Genomic DNA, 15,508 nt, shown 5'->3' with positions numbered 1-15,508 from the left:
ACGACGGCCCAGAGGGAGTGGGACGCGACGGGGCCGACGGTCCACGACCGTCGGCCCCAAGGGATCATTTCGGCGGAAACCCGCCCGACCTGCGCCTACAGCACCGGCAGATTCTTCCGCAGCTCGAAGGCCGTGACCTCGCTGCGGTACTCGTGCCACTCGGCCTGCTTGTTGCGCAGGAAGAAGTCGAAGACGTGCTCGCCGAGGGTCTCGGCGACCAGGTCGCTGCGTTCCATCAGGGCGAGGGCCTCGCCGAGGTTCTGCGGGAGGGGTTCGATGCCCATCGCGCGGCGCTCGGCGTCGGAGAGGGCCCAGACGTCGTCCTCGGCGCCCGGCGGGAGCTCGTAGCCCTCCTCGATGCCCTTCAGGCCGGCGGCCAGCAGGACGGCGTAGGCCAGGTACGGGTTGGCGCCGGAGTCGATGGAGCGGACCTCGACCCGGGCGGAGCCGGTCTTGCCGGGCTTGTACATCGGGACGCGGACCAGGGCGCTGCGGTTGTTGTGGCCCCAGCAGATGTACGACGGAGCCTCGCCGCCGGCGCCCGCGGTGCGCTCGGAGCCGCCCCAGATGCGCTTGTACGAGTTCACCCACTGGTTGGTGACCGCGGAGATCTCCGCCGCGTGCTTGAGCAGGCCGGCGATGAAGGAGCGGCCGACCTTGGAGAGCTGGTACTCGGAGCCCGACTCGTAGAACGCGTTGCGGTCGCCCTCGAAGAGGGAGAGGTGGGTGTGCATGCCGCTGCCCGGGTGCTCGGAGAAGGGCTTCGGCATGAAGGTCGCCTGGACGCCCTGCTCCAGCGCGACCTGCTTCATGACCAGGCGGAACGTCATGATGTTGTCCGCGGTGGAGAGCGCGTCGGCGTAGCGCAGGTCGATCTCCTGCTGGCCCGGGGCGCCCTCGTGGTGGGAGAACTCCACCGAGATCCCCATCGACTCCAGCATGGTGATCGCCTGGCGGCGGAAGTCCATGCCGACGTTGGTCGGGGTGTGGTCGAAGTAGCCCGAGTTGTCGGCCGGGGTGGGGCGGGAGCCGTCCAGCGGGCGGTCCTTCAGCAGGAAGAACTCGATCTCGGGGTGGGTGTAGAAGGTGAAGCCCAGGTCGGAGGTGCGGGCCAGGGCGCGCTTCAGGACATAGCGCGGGTCCGCGAAGGACGGCGAGCCGTCCGGCATGAGGATGTCGCAGAACATGCGGGCGGTGCCGGGGGTCTCCGCGCGCCAGGGCAGGACCTGGAAGGTGGAGGGGTCCGGCTTGGCGATCATGTCGGACTCGTAGACCCGGGCGAAGCCCTCGATGGCGGATCCGTCGAATCCGATGCCCTCGTCGAAGGCCTGCTCCAGCTCGGCGGGGGCCACGGCGACGGACTTGAGGAAGCCCAGCACGTCGGTGAACCACAGGCGCACGAACCGGATGTCGCGCTCTTCCAACGTCCGGAGCACGAACTCCTGCTGCTTGTCCATCTTCCGCTTCCCCATCCTTGCTGGTCAGGCCGCCTTTCCCGGGTGCCACCGGCAGGCGGTCGGGCACCTGAGCATCACACCACACCACCGTTTCGTGCGCGTTGCCGACCTTGATCGCCCGAGCGTCCTCGGTCTGAACGCCTCTCGTACGGCAGGTGTACTGCTCTGTCGCCCATCTTGCCTGCTTGGACCGACATCCGTAATGGCCGAACCCGTGCGACGAGTGAGCGAAGCCATGTCCGTTTAATTTGCATCTCAGATGCAAGTTTTCATAGCGTGCCGCTCAGCCGAGTCGTGAGGAGTCCCGATGCTGTCCGAGTCGTCCGCAGCCACCGTCCGCGCCACGCTTCCCGCAGTCGGCGCGGCCATCGGCGAGATCACCGAGCGTTTCTACGCCCGCCTCTTCGCCGCCCGCCCCGAACTGCTGCGGGACCTGTTCAACCGCGGCAACCAGGCCTCCGGCGCCCAGAAGCAGGCCCTCGCCGGCGCCATCGCCGCCTTCGCCACGCATCTGCTGGAGCACCCGGACACCCGGCCCGACGCGATGCTCGGCCGCATCGCCCACAAGCACGCCTCGCTCGGCGTCGCGCCCGAGCAGTACGCGGTCGTCCACGAGCACCTCTTCGCCGCCATCGCCGAGGTCCTCGGCGACGCCGTCACGCCCGCGGTCGCCGCCGCCTGGGACGAGGTCTACTGGCTGATGGCGAACGCGCTCGTCGCGGTCGAGAAGCGGCTGTACGAGGAGAGCGGCGGCCGGGGATGGCGGGAGTGGGAGGTCGTCGAGCGGGTCGCGGAGACCGCGGACGTCGTCACCTTCCGGCTGCGGCCGGCCGACGGCGGCGCGGTGCGGGACTTCCGGGCCGGCCAGTACGTCTCGGTGCGCGTGCCCCTGCCCGACGGGGCCCGGCAGATACGGCAGTACAGCCTGTCCGGGGCGCCGGGCGGGACGGTACGGCAGTTCAGCGTCAAGCGGGTGCACGGCGGTACGACCCCGGACGGCGAGGTCTCCCACCACCTCCACGCGCGCGTGCGCCCCGGCGACGTCCTCGAACTGTCCGAGCCGTACGGCGACCTGGTCCTGGCCGCCGGCCCGGACACCCCCTTACTGCTCGCCTCCGCGGGCATCGGCGTGACCCCGATGATCGCCATGCTGGCCGACCTCGCGGCCACCGGCCACCGCGCCCCGGTCACCGTCCTGCACGGCGACCGCTCCCCCGCCGACCACGCCCTGCGCACCGACCACGAGTCGTACGCCGGAAAGCTCGCGGCCGCCTCCGTGCACTTCTGCTACGAGCGGGACGCGGCGCCGGGCACCCGCACCGGCCTGGTCGACCTCGCCGGCATCCCGGTACACCCCGGCACGCACGCGTACCTGTGCGGACCGCTGCCCTTCATGCGCGCGCTGCGCACCCAGCTGATCGAGAAGGGCGTGCCCCCGGCCGACATCCACTACGAGGTCTTCGGCCCGGACCTGTGGCCGGCCCAGGGCTGAGCGCTCCGCTGGAATTGCCGCGATGTCCGTTGGAATTGCCGCGATGTCCGTCGTTCGCCTGCGGCGCCGTCGTGGCTGGTCGCTCCCCCGTCAACCGGCCTGCGGTCCGCGGGAGATGCCCAGCAGCAGCGGGCCGGTGGGGTCGGCGACGATGTCGGCGACCGTGACCGGGTCCAGGGCCACGAAGAACGCCTCCTGGGCCCGCCGCAGGGCGCCGCGCAGCCGGCAGCCGGAGTTCAGGGGGCAGGGGGTCGCGCCCTCGCAGTCGACCACGTCGCCGTCGCCCTCGAAGATCCGCACCACCGCGCCGACCGACGCCGTACGGCCCCTCCCGGTCAGCGCGAGGCCGCCGCCGCGGCCGCGGCGGGCGTCGACGAGGCCCAGGTGCTGGAGTTCGGCGACGACCTTCGCGGCGTGCGTGTAGGGCACGTCCATGTCCGCCGCGACCTGGCGGGTCGTGGGTGTGGCGTCGGCGGCCACGGCCAGTCGCATCAGGACGCGCAGGGCCAGGTCGGTGGAGCGCAGGAGCCGCATACCGCGAGCGTAGGTAATACGCATCCGCGGTTCAAATTATCCCGGCGTCGTCCACCGTCGCCTGTCTTCATCCACCGTCGCCCGCCTTCATCCGCTTTGCGCATCCCTCGGCCGTTCCTTTGCCCCGCCCTCCCTACGGAAGCCGTCCCCTCCCCTACTACGATCAGCGGGCTCCACCCTTCCCGTTGCCGTCCCTTTCCCCAGAAGGACACCTCATGGGTTCCGCCAAGAACAGCAGCGCGGCGCGCAAGGCGCGCATAGAGGAGATGCGCCGCGCCGAGCGGGCGCGCGAGCGCCGCGGCCGCATACTCACCATCGGCGCGAGCGTGGTGATCGTCGCCGGCCTCGTCGTCGGCGGTGTGGTCCTCGTGAACTCCCAGTCCGGCAAGAAGGACACCGCGAGCGACACCAAGGGCGGCTCCTCCGGCGACTCCGGCCACTGGACCACCGGCAAGGACGGTGTGCAGGCCTGGAGCGGCAAGCTGGCGCGGACCCATGTGCCGAACAAGGTGTCGTACCCGATGCACCCGCCGGTCGGCGGCAACCACAACCAGATCTGGGCGACCTGCAACGGCACCGTCTACACCAAGGCGCTGCAGGACGAGAACGCGGTGCACTCGCTGGAGCACGGCGCGGTCTGGGTGACGTACACCGACAAGGCGAGCAAGGCCGACGTGGACGCGCTCGCGGCGAAGGTGAAGAAGACGCCGTACTCGCTGATGAGCCCGTACGAGAACCAGGCGGCGCCGCTGGTCCTGTCGGCGTGGGGCCACCAGGTGACGGTCAAGAGCGCGACCGATCCCGAGGTGAACAAGTTCTTCGCCGCCTACGTCCAGGGCCCGCAGACTCCGGAGCCGGGCGCCGCCTGCACCAACGGGGCGATGTAGTGCGGCGCCGGCACATCGGCTGGCTCGCGGGGGCCGCGGCGGCGGTGCTCGTCGCGGCCGGCGCGATCACCTACGCGGTGGCCGAGGACTCCGGCGCTTCCTCGCAGCCGACGGTGCCGGGGGCGGAGTCGGCCGACGCCGGGTTCGCCCGGGACATGGCCGTGCACCATCAGCAGGCTGTCGAGATGTCGTACATCGTCCGGGACCACACGCAGAACGAGGAAGTGCGGCGCCTCGCCTACGACATCGCGCAGACGCAGGCCAACCAGCGCGGGATGCTGCTGGGTTGGCTGGATCTGTGGCAGCTGCCGAAGGTGTCGGCCGAGCCGCCGATGAGCTGGATGGGCATGGGTGACATGCCCGAGCGCGGGGACGGCTCGCTGATGCCGGGCATGGCGACCGACACGGAGCTGAAGAAGCTCCAGTCGCTGAACGGCAGGCAGGCCGAGGTCCTGTATCTGCAGCTGATGACGGACCATCACAAGGGCGGCATCCACATGGCCGAGGGCTGCGCGGCCAAGTGCACCGTCGACGTGGAGAAGCGGCTTGCGCAGGGCATGGTCGACGCGCAGCAGTCGGAGCTTCAGGTGATGGCCCAGATGCTCAAGGCGCGGGGAGCGAAACCGCGTTCTTGAACAGCGAACAACCCCATTCGTTACACAGCTGTAAGGATAAAAGCCCCAAATCTCCCCACCTGACGGCCACTTGGGCTTGTCTTGACCTGTTCATTCCCCTGGCATGAACAGTTCATCGAAAGAGTGACCCCCATCATGTGATCCAATCACCGGCCGAACCGCCGCGGGCCGGTGCGCGGAACGCATGGCGTACCGACCACTACATGCATGCGAACCGCATCGCAGGGGGTTCTATGAGATCCAACCGCGCCAAACTGCGCGCCATGAGCATGGCAGCGACACTGCCCATGGTCGCCGGCGCGCTGGCGCTGGGCATACCCGCGGCGCACGCCGCGGACAGCCCCGCTCGTAACGCACTGAAGGGCACCAAGCCTCTCTGGGCCACGGCCAAGGCGGACAAGGGCGCGACCTCGAACAGCGCCAAGGTCAACGCCCGGGTCTACTTCGCCGGAAAGGACGCGGCCGGACTCGCCGCCTACGCCAAGGCCGTGTCCGACCCCAGCTCGCCGCTGTACGGCAAGTACCTGAGCGCCAAGAAGACGCAGGCCCGCTTCGGGGCCACCAAGGCCCAGGTGGCCGCCGTCAAGTCCTGGCTAACGTCGTCCGGCCTGCAGGTCACCGAGGTCACCCAGCACTACGTCGCCGTCTCCGGTGACGTGGCCACCACCGAGAAGGCCTTCGGCACCCAGCTGCACAACTACGCCAAGGGCTCGGCGATCTACCGCGCCCCCGCGCAGCCGGCCTCCGTCCCGGCCGCCCTCCAGGGCGCCGTCCTGACCGTCACCGGCCTGGACAACGCCCCGCACATGGCGAGCCACGACGACACGCTGCCGCCGCCGGACGCCGTGTTCAAGAACGCCGGACCGTCATCCTCGTACTACGGTTCGAAGATCGCGAGCACGCTGCCGGACGCGTACGGCCAGAAGATCCCGTACGCGATCAAGGGCTACACCGGCAAGCAGCTGCGCGCCGCCTACGGCGCCGGCACGTACACCGGCAAGGGCGTCCGCATCGCCATCACCGACGCCTACGCCTCCCCGACCATCGCCTTCGACGCCGGCACGTACGCCGCGAAGAACGGCGACCAGGCCTGGACGACCGGCCAGCTGCACCAGTCGCTGCCGGCCGCCTACACCAAGACCGCCGAGTGCAAGGCGGCCGGCTGGTACGGCGAGGAGACCCTCGACGTCGAGGCCGCGCACGCCGTCGCGCCCAACGCCGACATCACCTATGTCGGTGCGGCCTCCTGCTACGACGAGGACCTGCTCGGCTCGCTCAGCAAGGTCGTCGACAACCACCTGGCCGACATCGTCTCCAACTCCTGGGGCGACGTCGAGGCCAACCAGACCCCGGACCTCGCGGCCGCCTACGACCAGGTCTTCCAGCTGGGCGCGGTGCAGGGCATCGGCTTCTACTTCTCCTCCGGTGACAACGGCGACGAGGTCGCCCACACCAAGGTGAAGCAGGTCGACACCCCGGCCAACTCGGCATGGGTGACCGCGGTCGGCGGTACGTCGCTGGCCGTCGGCAAGGGCGACACGTACCAGTGGGAGACCGGCTGGGGCACCGAGAAGGCGACCCTGTCGGCCGACGGCAAGAGCTGGACGGGCTTCCCCGGCGCCTTCACCTCGGGCGCGGGCGGCGGCACCAGCAAGACGGTCGCCGAGCCGTACTACCAGAAGGGCGTGGTTCCCGACGCGCTCGCCAAGGCCAACAGCGCCACCGGCAACCGTGTCGTCCCGGACATCGCGGCCATCGCCGACCCGAACACCGGCTTCCTGGTCGGCCAGACCCAGACCTTCCCGGACGGCTCGCAGCAGTACAGCGAGTACCGCATCGGCGGCACCTCGCTCGCCGCTCCGGTGATCGCGGCGGTCCAGGCGCTGGCCCAGGAGGCGAACGGCGGCAAGGCGATCGGCTTCGCCAACCCGTCGATCTACGCCAAGTACGGCAAGAAGGGTGTCTTCCACGACGTCACGGACAACCCGACGGGCTCCGGCCTGGCGGTGGCCCGCGTGGACTTCGCCAACGGCCTGGACGCCAAGGGCGGCCTGCTGTACTCGGTCCGCAGCCTCGGCAAGGACAGCTCCCTGTCCGCGACGAAGGGCTACGACGACGTGACCGGTGTGGGCTCGCCCGCGGACGGTTATGTGCAGTCGTACGCGGCGAAGAAGCACTGACGCAAACTGACGCACTGAAGCTCCGCTGAGGAGCTGGGGGGCGTGGGGTCCTGGGGACCGCACGCCCCCCCTTTTTTTTGCGTTGCAGCCCCGGTAACTCGCGGTGCAGCCACGGCTGTTGGCAGCGTGTACGCGAGGGGCGCGGCATCGAGCGCGCGCGTGGCCCGCCCCGCTGTCCGTCACGGCGGCGGAGGAGTCCGGGCGGGGCCGGGACCCCGCTGGACGGATGTGATCCCCGCCGACGGGCCGGGCCCTTTAACACGACTCAAATCGTCACATCCGCACCGACACGCGCGGCTGACGGGTGAGCAGGAGCCGGGAGATCGCCCTAACGGCCTAATAGTATGTCAATCCTACCTTTTTTATGGCCACTTGATCCGCTGTCGACCCCTCAGGAGCGGGGCGCTCGGAGCGAAAAATGCCCCAATCGGCACTATGTCGCCAAATCTCCGGTATTGCCGATATGCGAGCTGTGCGTAGCTTTGATCTCGAGCCGGCTGACGGGCCGGCCTCTCCGATACACGAGACAGGAGAAGCGACATGAAGCTCGCCCGTTCCACGTTGGTGACCGCATCCGTGTCAGCCGCCGCCGCGCTTGCCGCGACTGGCATCACCTACGCCTCGGCCGCCTCCGCCCCGGAGCCCCAGGCAGCCCCGACGGCCGCCGCCGGCGCGCCCGCACCCCGGGACGGTGGCTCCGGACAAACGAGCAAGGGCGACGAGGGTTGGAGCAAGGGCAACGAAGGGGGTGAGGAGCACCACCACCGCCGGCACGAAGGCCGCATCCAGGTCAACGAGCGGTCCTACTCCAGCCACCCGGGCGACTGCATCACCGTCGTCAGCGGCCTGGGCGCCAACACCCTGAACATCCGCAACGACAGCCACTCGACCGTCGAGGTGTTCCGTGGGGCGGTCTGCGACAACGGCGCCCCCATCGCCACCGTCGGGCCCCACAGCGAAAGCAACGGCGTGCACCCCCGCGCCACCGAAGGCATCGAGGTCGAAAACGGAGTGGTGGCCAGCTTCCGCGTGGTCCGGCACCACGACCACGAGGACCGCGGCGACGACCGCGGCGACGACCGCGGCGACCACGACAACTGGGACGACTGATCCTGGTTGATGTGGAGCCCCGGCCCGCCGCAATCGGGCCGGGGCTCCGGTCCCGACCATTGTCCGACAACCTCGCGCCTCAGACACCCCGCCCGAGCCGGACGCCAGGCGCCGCGGCCTGGCGTCCGGGCGGCCGTCCGGGCCCTCACCGGCCGATCCGCCCGGTGATTTCCGTGCGAACGCCTCCCGTTGGCGCATGTCCCGGTGGCGTGGCCGCCGGCTTCCTTCCGGCGTTCCCTCCACGCCCGAACGGGTGAGACAAGGGTGCGAGCGGCATTCCGGCGGCGTGCTCGGCGCCGCGGTCGTCCCAGGCCTCCTCGCCTGCTGGACAAGGGCGACTGAGGCGACCGCCTGTGCGCGACCGCTGTCGTGCCCGGATGGTTCGGGGCCCTGAGTGACGCTTCGCCGCCGGGTCGGGCACGTGCCACGGCGGCACCATTCGTATCCGCGACACCGCGGGGTGAGTGAGGTGAGTATGCGTCTGGTGGAGGACGCGAGCGACGACTCCTATGTCCTGGACATCCTCGATATCACGTTGACCCCCGCATTGCCGTGGCTCGGGCACCAGGTCCGCTGGGAGATGAACGGACACCTCAAGGAAACCGTCGACCTGACCCGGGTCACCTGCAATGTGATCATGAAGTTCGGTCCGGTGAAGATACTGGACAGGAGCTACCGGCTGCCCGATCTGCTGGCGCGCATGGGATCGAGGCTCACGGGTGAACCGATGCTGCCCGCCGGGCCCTGGAAGCAGGCGTGGAACCTTCGGCTTCCCGAGACGGTCCCGGTGGCACAGCACCGGATCCGCCTGCGCGCACGGACGGGCAACGGAAAGAAGTTCCTGGCCCTGGACATCCCGCTGGACTTCAGCCGCAGATTCCGTCCGGCCGCGATGACAGCCGGTTACGGCCCACGCGTGCTGCACGGCGCGTACCACTACTGACCACCACTACTGGCCGTGCCGGGTGGGCCCGAGGCAGAACGGGGGTCCAGAGGGCGGAGCCCCCTGGACCCCCGGCGGAGCCCCCTGGGTCAGTGGTGCAGCGCCCCCGACTCCTCCGGCAGATGCGAGGTGATCACCCGGCCCGCCGAGGGAGTCGCATGGCGGCGGTCGACGGCATACGCGACCGCCGCCACGCCCAGCCCCAGCACCGCCAGCGCCGCTCCCGCCGGCGCGGGCGACGTCGTACCGAAGCCCGCCGCGAGGGTCAGGCCGCCGATCCAGGCGCCGCCGGCGTTCGCGAGGTTGAAGGCGGCCTGGTTGGCGGAGGAGGCCAGGGACGGGGCCGCCGACGCCTTCTCCATCACCATCAGCTGCAGCGGCGAGCCCGTGATGAACGCCGCCATGCCCAGCAGGGTCACCGCCAGCGCCGCGCTCCACTGCGCCCGCATGAGCAGCGGGAACAGGAGCAGCACCACCGCCAGTGCGGCCAGGCCGCCGAACAGCGTGCCGCGCAGGGAGTGGTCCGCCAGACGGCCGCCCAGCAGGTTGCCCGCCGTCGCGCCCACACCGAAGAGGGCCAGGAGCAGCGTCACGTTCGACTCGGCGTAGCCCGCCGTGTCCGTCAGCATCGGGGTCACGTAGCTGTACGCGGCGAACAGCGCGCCGAAGCCCGCCACCGTCGTACCGAGCGCCAGCCAGACCGGCAGGGAGCGCAGCGCCGCCAGTTCGCCGCGCAGGCCCGTCGACGCGGCGGCATGCCCCTTGTCCTCCGGGATCAGCAGGGCCAGCGAGGCGATCGCGGCCAGGCCGATCACGCTCACGGCCAGGAAGGTCGAGCGCCAGCCCAGGTGCTGGCCCATCAGCGTCGCCACCGGCACGCCCGCGATGTTGGCGACGGTCAGGCCGAGGAACATCAGGGAGACGGAGCGGGCCTTGCGCTCCGGGGGGACCAGCGACGTCGCCACGACCGCGCCCACGCCGAAGAACGCGCCGTGCGGCAGGCCGCTGAGGAAGCGGGCGCCGAGCAGGGAGTCGTAGCCGGGGGCGAACGCCGACAGGGCGTTGCCCGCGACGAACAGTCCCATCAGGGCGATCAGGACCGTGCGCCGGGACATGCGAGCCGTGAGCGCGGCGAGCAGCGGGGCGCCGATCACCACGCCCAGCGCGTACGCCGAGACCAGGTGTCCCGCCGTGGGGATGGAGATGTGCAGGTCGTCCGCGACGTCGGGCAGCAGGCCCATCATCACGAACTCGGTCGTACCTATTCCGAAAGCGCCGACGGCCAGAGCGAGCAGGGCCAGGGGCATGAAGGGCCTGTGCCTTTCCGAGTCAGAGAGCGGAGTTCCGTGCGTTCTAAGTTCAGCAGCGGAACAAAGTCTCTCAGGCCCGGTATTCCAACCGGTTACGAGGACGTGTCGAGCTTCACACGGGCGGCCACCGGAAGGTGATCGCTGCCCGTGCGCGGCAGCGTCCAGGAGCTCTCCGGCTCCACTCCCCTGACCATGATCTGGTCGATCCGCGCCATCGGGAACGACGCCGGCCAGCTGAACCCGAACCCGCTGCCCGCCGCGCCCTGCGTGGAGCGCATCTGCGAGGTGACCGCGTTGAGCGAGCGGTCGTTCATTGTGCCGTTCAGATCGCCGAGCAGGACGACCCGCTGCAGCGGCTCGTGGGCGATGGCCTCGCCGAGCGCGTCGGCGCTCGTGTCGCGCTGCCGGGCGGTGAAGCCGGCCTCCACCTTCACCCGGACCGAGGGCATGTGGGCGACGTACACCGCGATCGGGCCCTTGGGGGTGGTCACGGTGGCGCGCATCGCACGCTCCCAGCCCAGCCTGATGTCGACGGCCCGGACGTCGGTCATCGGGTACTTGCTCCACAGGCCGACCGTGCCGACCATCGCGTGGTGCTTGTACGTCGACGCGAGCGCCTGCTCGTAGACGGGTACGGCGGTGCCGGGGACCTCTTCCAGAGCCAGGATCTCGGCGCCGGAGGCGGCGACGTCGCGGGCGGTCCCGGCGGGGTCGGGGTTCTCGGCGTTGACGTTGTGGGTCGCCACCATCAGGTCGCCGCCCGAGCCCGACTTGTCGGTGAGCAGACCGCCGAAGAGGTTCAGCCACACGATCGCCGGGAGCAGCACGGCGATCAGCGCGGTCGCCGACTTCCGGATCAGGCCGAGGAGCAGCAGCACCGGGACGGCGAGGCCCAGCCAGGGCAGAAACGTCTCGGTCAGGCTGCCGAGGTTGCCCACGTTGTTCGGGATGTGCGAGTGCAGCAGCATCACCAGGGCGAGGAGCAGGGCCAGCACCGCGAGGACGATGCCGCGGCGCCAGATGCGTGGATCGCCGCGCCAGCCGGAGAAGAGGCGGTGCATCAGGCGCCGAAGCCGGGTTCCTGGATGCTCGGGCCCCGAGCCGCCGCCCACCGTCTTCGTCACGTACGCCTGCTGCGCCATACCGTCTGCCTCACTGCCTGCCGTACACACCGTCGTTCCCCCGTGTGTTCTTCCGACCCTAGGGGATGATCGGCTCCGGTCCCGCCGTCCCATGACGGCCGTACGGAAGACGAGGACGAGGAGGCGGGGCGGCGAGTTCCGGCTGCCCCCGGGACGCGCAGGGTCTGTGACGAAATGCGCACATGGGTGCTACGAGGCTGTCGAGCTGACGGGCCGTAGGCCTTCCAGGACCGCGTCGACGATCTGTTCCGCCAGGTCCTCGGGCAGGTCGCTGTCGGGGCGCATGATGCTGCGGACGAGCATGGGGCCGACGAACATGTCGTTGGCCAGTTCCAGGTCGACGTCCGCCCGCAGCTCGCCGCTGTCCCGGGCCCGGCGCAACACCTCCATGGAGAGCCGGCGGCGGGGCGCTATGACGCTGTCGTAGTACTCCCGCCAGAGCCGGGGGGTGTGCTTGATCTGCGCGTACACGTTGTGCAGGATCGCCGAGGAGCGGGTGGCGAGGCCGCGTTGGCGCAGCGACTCCAGCAGCACGACGAGGTCGTCGCGCAGGCAGGTCCCGGGGAGTTCGGGGTCGGGGGGCTCGGCGGCGCGTACGACGTCGAGGAACAGTTCCTCCTTGCCGCTCCAGCGGCGGTAGATGGTGGCCTTGCCGACGCCGGCCGTGCGCGCGACGCGCTCGATGGAGAGTTCGGCGAGCGGTACGCCGTCCTCCAGGAGCTTCATCACGCCTTCCAGAATGGCCCGTTCCACGGCCTCGCTGCGGGGGCGTCCCCGCGCGGGCCCGTCCGGCCGCGGCCGGCTTTCGGCAAGGCTCACGTCGATCCGTCCTCTCACTGCGCTGCGGTATTGTCCCGCAGCCGCCTCCTTCCCCCGTGAAAGCCCGTGCGTTTCGCGTCACTCCGCGGCCGCGACCAACTCCGTCTCCTTCTCGCCCTGCTGAGCGGCCGGCGGCCTGCCCGGCAGGAACAGGGCCGTCACCACGGCGCCGATCAGCGCGACGCCCACTCCGCACAGCGCGGTGACGTGCATGGCGTGCAGGAACGCGTCGTCGGCGGGCGTGACCAGGGCCTTGCCCTGCGGGCCGAGCCTGCCTGCGATGCCGAGGGTGGCCTCGATGGACTCGGCGGCCTTGTCGCGCAGGGCGGGCGGCAGCACGCCGAGCTTGCCCTCGATGCCGTTGCGGTACGAGGTGGCGAGCACCGAGCCGAGGACGGCGATGCCGAGCGCGCCGCCGACCTGGCGGAAGGTGTTGCTGAGCGCGGAGGCCGAGCCGGCCTTCTCACGCGGCAGCGCCTGCATGATGACGACCGAGGTCGGCGTCATGATGTGCGCCATGCCGGTGCCCATGAGGAAGAAGACGACCTCCAGGATCCAGATCGGCGTGTCGGCCTCGAAGCCGGCGAAGGCGGCCAGCGTCGCGGCGATCAGCACCAGGCCCGCCGTGGTCGTGGCCTTGTTGCCGAACCGGTCGACCAGCAGCCGGGCGCGCGGCGCGAAGATCAGCTGGGCGAGGGCGAGCGGCAGCATCAGCACACCGGACTCCAGCGGCGAGTAGCCGCGCACGCTCTGGGTGTAGAAGACACCGAAGAACGTGACGCCCATGAGCGCGAAGAAGACCAGCGCGATGGCGCCCATGGCGGCCGAGAAGACCTTGTTCTTGAAGTAGGTGACGTCGAGCGACGGGTGGTCGCTGTGCCGCTCGAAGACGACGAAGCCGACGAGGACGAGGAGACCGGCGATGATGGTCGCCAGCACCTTCGCGTCGGTGAAGTCGGCCAGCTCGCCGCCCTTGATGATGCCGTAGACGAGCAGGACGAGGCCGACGACGGACAGGACGACGCCGACGGGGTCGAGGCGGCCCGGCTTCGGGTCGCGGGAGTCGGGCACCAGCCAGGTCATGAGGATCAGCGCGACGATCACGATCGGCACGTTGACGAAGAAGACCGAGCCCCACCAGAAGTGGTCGAGGAGAGCGCCGCCGGTGATCGGCCCGATGGCGATGGCGAGGCCGACACCGCCCGCCCAGATACCGATGGCCTTCGGCTGCTCCTCGCGCTCGAAGACGTTCATCAGGACGGCGAGGGTGGCCGGCATCACGAAGGCGGCACCGAGGGCCATCAGCGCGCGGTAGGCGATCAGCTGGCCGGGCGAGCCGGACTCGGCGGCCAGGGCGGAGCCGATGCCGAACACGGCGATGCCGCCGAGCAGCACCTTCTTGCGGCCGAGGCGGTCGCCGACGAGGCCGGCGGTGAACAGCAGGCCGGCGAAGACGAGGGTGTAGGCGTTGATCGCCCACTCGATCTGGCCCTGGGAGGCGCCGAGGCCGGTCGGCGCGGGGGTCGAGATCGTCTTGATGGCGACGTTCAGGATCGAGTTGTCGAGCACCACGATGAGCAGGCTCAGCATCAGTACGCCGAGGATCGCCCACCGGCGCCGGTGCACCGCTTCCGGTATTCGGGAGGCAGGGACGGGACTTGTCATGTGTTCGAGCGTACGATCATTTCGATACGGAACGGTCTCGTATCTCATTTCTTTACCAAGGCCTTACATGGCTCGGTTTCCGGCCATGGACAGGGATCACAGGGGGTCCCCCTGTTCCTGACTGGCACGAGGTGCCACCATGGAAGCGATCCGGGGACGCCGTCAGGGCGCCTCGAGATGACTGAAGGAGCCGTTGCCATGACGCAGCTTTCGGCTGCCCGGAATGCGCAGACCACGCAGACGACATCCTCCGACGGCAGCAAGGCGCTGTACGGAGGCAAGAGCACCCGGCGCATCACCGTCCGCGACATCACCCTCGCCAAGGAACGCGGCGAGAAGTGGCCCATGCTCACCGCCTACGACGCGATGACCGCGTCCGTCTTCGACGAGTCCGGGATCCCCGTGATCCTGGTCGGCGACTCGGCGGGCAACTGTCACCTCGGGTACGAGACGACCGTGCCCGTCACCCTCGACGAGATGACGATGCTGTCGGCGGCCGTGGTGCGCGGCACGCAGCGCGCCCTGATCGTCGGCGACCTCCCCTTCGGCTCCTACCAGGAGGGTCCGGTGCAGGCGCTGCGCTCGGCGACCCGGCTGGTGAAGGAGGCCGGGGTCGGGGCGGTCAAGCTGGAGGGCGGCGAGCGCTCGCACGAGCAGATCCGGCTGCTGGTGGAGGCCGGCATCCCGGTCATGGCCCACATCGGGCTGACCCCGCAGTCCGTCAACGCGATGGGCTATCGGGTCCAGGGGCGCGGCGAGGAGGCGGCGCAGCAGCTGCTGCGCGATGCGAAGGCCGTGCAGGACGCGGGCGCGTTCGCGGTCGTGCTGGAACTCGTCCCGACGGAGCTGGCGGCCGAGGTGACGCGGGTGCTGCACATCCCCACGGTCGGTATCGGCGCCGGTCCCGAGACGGACGCGCAGGTCCTGGTCTGGACGGACATGCTCGGGCTGACCTCCGGCCGGGTCCCGAAGTTCGTCAAGAAGTACGCGAACCTGCGTGAGGTCATGGGCGACGCGGCGAGGTCGTTCGCGCAGGACGTCGTCGCCGGCGCGTTCCCGCTGGAGGAGCACTCCGTCCACTAGGCGTTGCCACTGAGCCACTGCGGAAACACCGGGCAGCCCGCCGATCTTCCCCCGTCGGCGGGCTGCCGCCTTGTCGGGGCTGGTGTCCCTGGGGGCTCCGCTCCCAGCCCCCCGTTTCGCCCAGCCGCCCACCCGTCCGGGTCGGCCGAATGGGCACCCATTCAGCCAAGCGAGTCGGGTGGTGGGTGGGCATGGGCCGCGGGTCCACCGGGGGTGTAGGTGGGCTGTCGGTGGCTTGTCGGTGGGCTGTC

The 15,508-nt window shown here is 70.1% G+C and carries 13 protein-coding genes; 7 read left to right on the top strand and 6 right to left on the bottom strand.

The window, feature by feature from the left end; translation table 11 throughout:
• Positions 1-95: 95 nt before the first annotated feature.
• Positions 96-1,457 (bottom strand): type I glutamate--ammonia ligase, encoded by a 1,362-nt coding sequence (gene glnA / locus AB5L52_RS31240; protein WP_351034352.1) that lies wholly within the window; start codon positions 1,455-1,457, stop codon positions 96-98.
• A gap of 307 nt (positions 1,458-1,764) precedes the next feature.
• Between glnA and AB5L52_RS31235 the strand changes: the two genes are divergently transcribed.
• Positions 1,765-2,949 carry a globin domain-containing protein gene (locus AB5L52_RS31235; protein WP_351034354.1) on the top strand — a complete coding sequence of 395 codons (1,185 nt, stop codon included), beginning with the start codon at positions 1,765-1,767 and terminating at the stop codon, positions 2,947-2,949.
• 90 nt (positions 2,950-3,039) lie between these two features.
• Here AB5L52_RS31235 and AB5L52_RS31230 read toward each other — a convergent pair whose 3' ends face one another.
• Positions 3,040-3,483: an Rrf2 family transcriptional regulator gene (locus AB5L52_RS31230; protein WP_351034356.1), complete on the bottom strand. Its 444-nt coding sequence runs from the start codon at positions 3,481-3,483 to the stop codon at positions 3,040-3,042.
• Positions 3,484-3,698: 215 nt separating this feature from the next.
• Here AB5L52_RS31230 and AB5L52_RS31225 point away from each other — a divergent pair, with 215 nt between their 5' ends.
• The 5 genes from AB5L52_RS31225 to AB5L52_RS31205 all read left to right on the top strand — a co-directional run bounded on the left by AB5L52_RS31225 (position 3,699) and on the right by AB5L52_RS31205 (position 9,238).
• Positions 3,699-4,370, top strand: coding sequence for a DUF3105 domain-containing protein (locus AB5L52_RS31225; protein WP_351034358.1), 672 nt, complete (start codon positions 3,699-3,701; stop codon positions 4,368-4,370).
• Positions 4,370-5,005 (top strand): DUF305 domain-containing protein, encoded by a 636-nt coding sequence (locus AB5L52_RS31220; protein WP_351034361.1) that lies wholly within the window; start codon positions 4,370-4,372, stop codon positions 5,003-5,005. The genes AB5L52_RS31225 and AB5L52_RS31220 overlap by 1 nt, the downstream gene beginning before the upstream one ends.
• Positions 5,006-5,274: 269 nt before the next feature.
• Positions 5,275-7,185, top strand: coding sequence for a S53 family peptidase (locus tag AB5L52_RS31215; protein WP_351034366.1), 1,911 nt, complete (start codon positions 5,275-5,277; stop codon positions 7,183-7,185).
• Between the two features lie 540 nt (positions 7,186-7,725).
• Positions 7,726-8,295 carry a hypothetical protein gene (locus AB5L52_RS31210; protein ID WP_369367297.1) on the top strand — a complete coding sequence of 190 codons (570 nt, stop codon included), beginning with the start codon at positions 7,726-7,728 and terminating at the stop codon, positions 8,293-8,295.
• Positions 8,296-8,770: 475 nt separating this feature from the next.
• Positions 8,771-9,238: a hypothetical protein gene (locus AB5L52_RS31205; RefSeq protein ID WP_351034368.1), complete on the top strand. Its 468-nt coding sequence runs from the start codon at positions 8,771-8,773 to the stop codon at positions 9,236-9,238.
• An 89-nt stretch (positions 9,239-9,327) separates the two neighbouring features.
• Here the strand turns inward: AB5L52_RS31205 and AB5L52_RS31200 are convergent, their stop codons facing one another.
• The 4 genes from AB5L52_RS31200 to AB5L52_RS31185 form a co-directional block, all read right to left on the bottom strand.
• The gene (locus AB5L52_RS31200; RefSeq protein ID WP_369367296.1) at positions 9,328-10,545 is read right to left on the bottom strand and encodes an MFS transporter; all 1,218 of its coding nucleotides are present in this window, start codon (positions 10,543-10,545) and stop codon (positions 9,328-9,330) included.
• A gap of 95 nt (positions 10,546-10,640) precedes the next feature.
• Positions 10,641-11,690 (bottom strand): endonuclease/exonuclease/phosphatase family protein, encoded by a 1,050-nt coding sequence (locus tag AB5L52_RS31195; protein WP_351020951.1) that lies wholly within the window; start codon positions 11,688-11,690, stop codon positions 10,641-10,643.
• A gap of 189 nt (positions 11,691-11,879) precedes the next feature.
• Positions 11,880-12,509 (bottom strand): TetR/AcrR family transcriptional regulator, encoded by a 630-nt coding sequence (locus tag AB5L52_RS31190; RefSeq protein WP_351020949.1) that lies wholly within the window; start codon positions 12,507-12,509, stop codon positions 11,880-11,882.
• Between the two features lie 78 nt (positions 12,510-12,587).
• Positions 12,588-14,174 (bottom strand): MFS transporter, encoded by a 1,587-nt coding sequence (locus tag AB5L52_RS31185; RefSeq protein ID WP_351020947.1) that lies wholly within the window; start codon positions 14,172-14,174, stop codon positions 12,588-12,590.
• 198 nt (positions 14,175-14,372) lie between these two features.
• On the opposite strand from AB5L52_RS31185, the gene panB reads away from it, so the two are divergent.
• On the top strand, positions 14,373-15,257 hold the full coding sequence (panB, locus tag AB5L52_RS31180; protein WP_369367295.1) for a 3-methyl-2-oxobutanoate hydroxymethyltransferase: 885 nt from the start codon (positions 14,373-14,375) through the stop codon (positions 15,255-15,257).
• Positions 15,258-15,508 lie beyond the last annotated feature (251 nt).

Source organism: Streptomyces sp. CG4 (assembly GCF_041080655.1).
Lineage (GTDB): Bacteria > Actinomycetota > Actinomycetes > Streptomycetales > Streptomycetaceae > Streptomyces.
Note: the sequence above shows the minus strand (reverse complement) of the source record. Positions and strands in the feature narration are given on the sequence as shown.

Excerpts from the sequence above, each read along its gene's own strand:
- glnA (WP_351034352.1), bottom strand. The coding sequence starts at position 1,457 with ATGGACAAGCAGCAGGAGTTCGTGCTCCGGACGTTGGAAGAGCGCGAC.
- AB5L52_RS31235 (WP_351034354.1), top strand. The coding sequence starts at position 1,765 with ATGCTGTCCGAGTCGTCCGCAGCCACCGTCCGCGCCACGCTTCCCGCA.
- AB5L52_RS31230 (WP_351034356.1), bottom strand. The coding sequence starts at position 3,483 with ATGCGGCTCCTGCGCTCCACCGACCTGGCCCTGCGCGTCCTGATGCGA.
- AB5L52_RS31225 (WP_351034358.1), top strand. The coding sequence starts at position 3,699 with ATGGGTTCCGCCAAGAACAGCAGCGCGGCGCGCAAGGCGCGCATAGAG.
- AB5L52_RS31215 (WP_351034366.1), top strand. The coding sequence starts at position 5,275 with ATGGCAGCGACACTGCCCATGGTCGCCGGCGCGCTGGCGCTGGGCATA.
- AB5L52_RS31210 (WP_369367297.1), top strand. The coding sequence starts at position 7,726 with ATGAAGCTCGCCCGTTCCACGTTGGTGACCGCATCCGTGTCAGCCGCC.
- AB5L52_RS31205 (WP_351034368.1), top strand. The coding sequence starts at position 8,771 with ATGCGTCTGGTGGAGGACGCGAGCGACGACTCCTATGTCCTGGACATC.
- AB5L52_RS31200 (WP_369367296.1), bottom strand. The coding sequence starts at position 10,545 with ATGCCCCTGGCCCTGCTCGCTCTGGCCGTCGGCGCTTTCGGAATAGGT.
- AB5L52_RS31195 (WP_351020951.1), bottom strand. The coding sequence starts at position 11,690 with ATGGCGCAGCAGGCGTACGTGACGAAGACGGTGGGCGGCGGCTCGGGG.
- AB5L52_RS31185 (WP_351020947.1), bottom strand. The coding sequence starts at position 14,174 with ATGACAAGTCCCGTCCCTGCCTCCCGAATACCGGAAGCGGTGCACCGG.
- panB (WP_369367295.1), top strand. The coding sequence starts at position 14,373 with ATGACGCAGCTTTCGGCTGCCCGGAATGCGCAGACCACGCAGACGACA.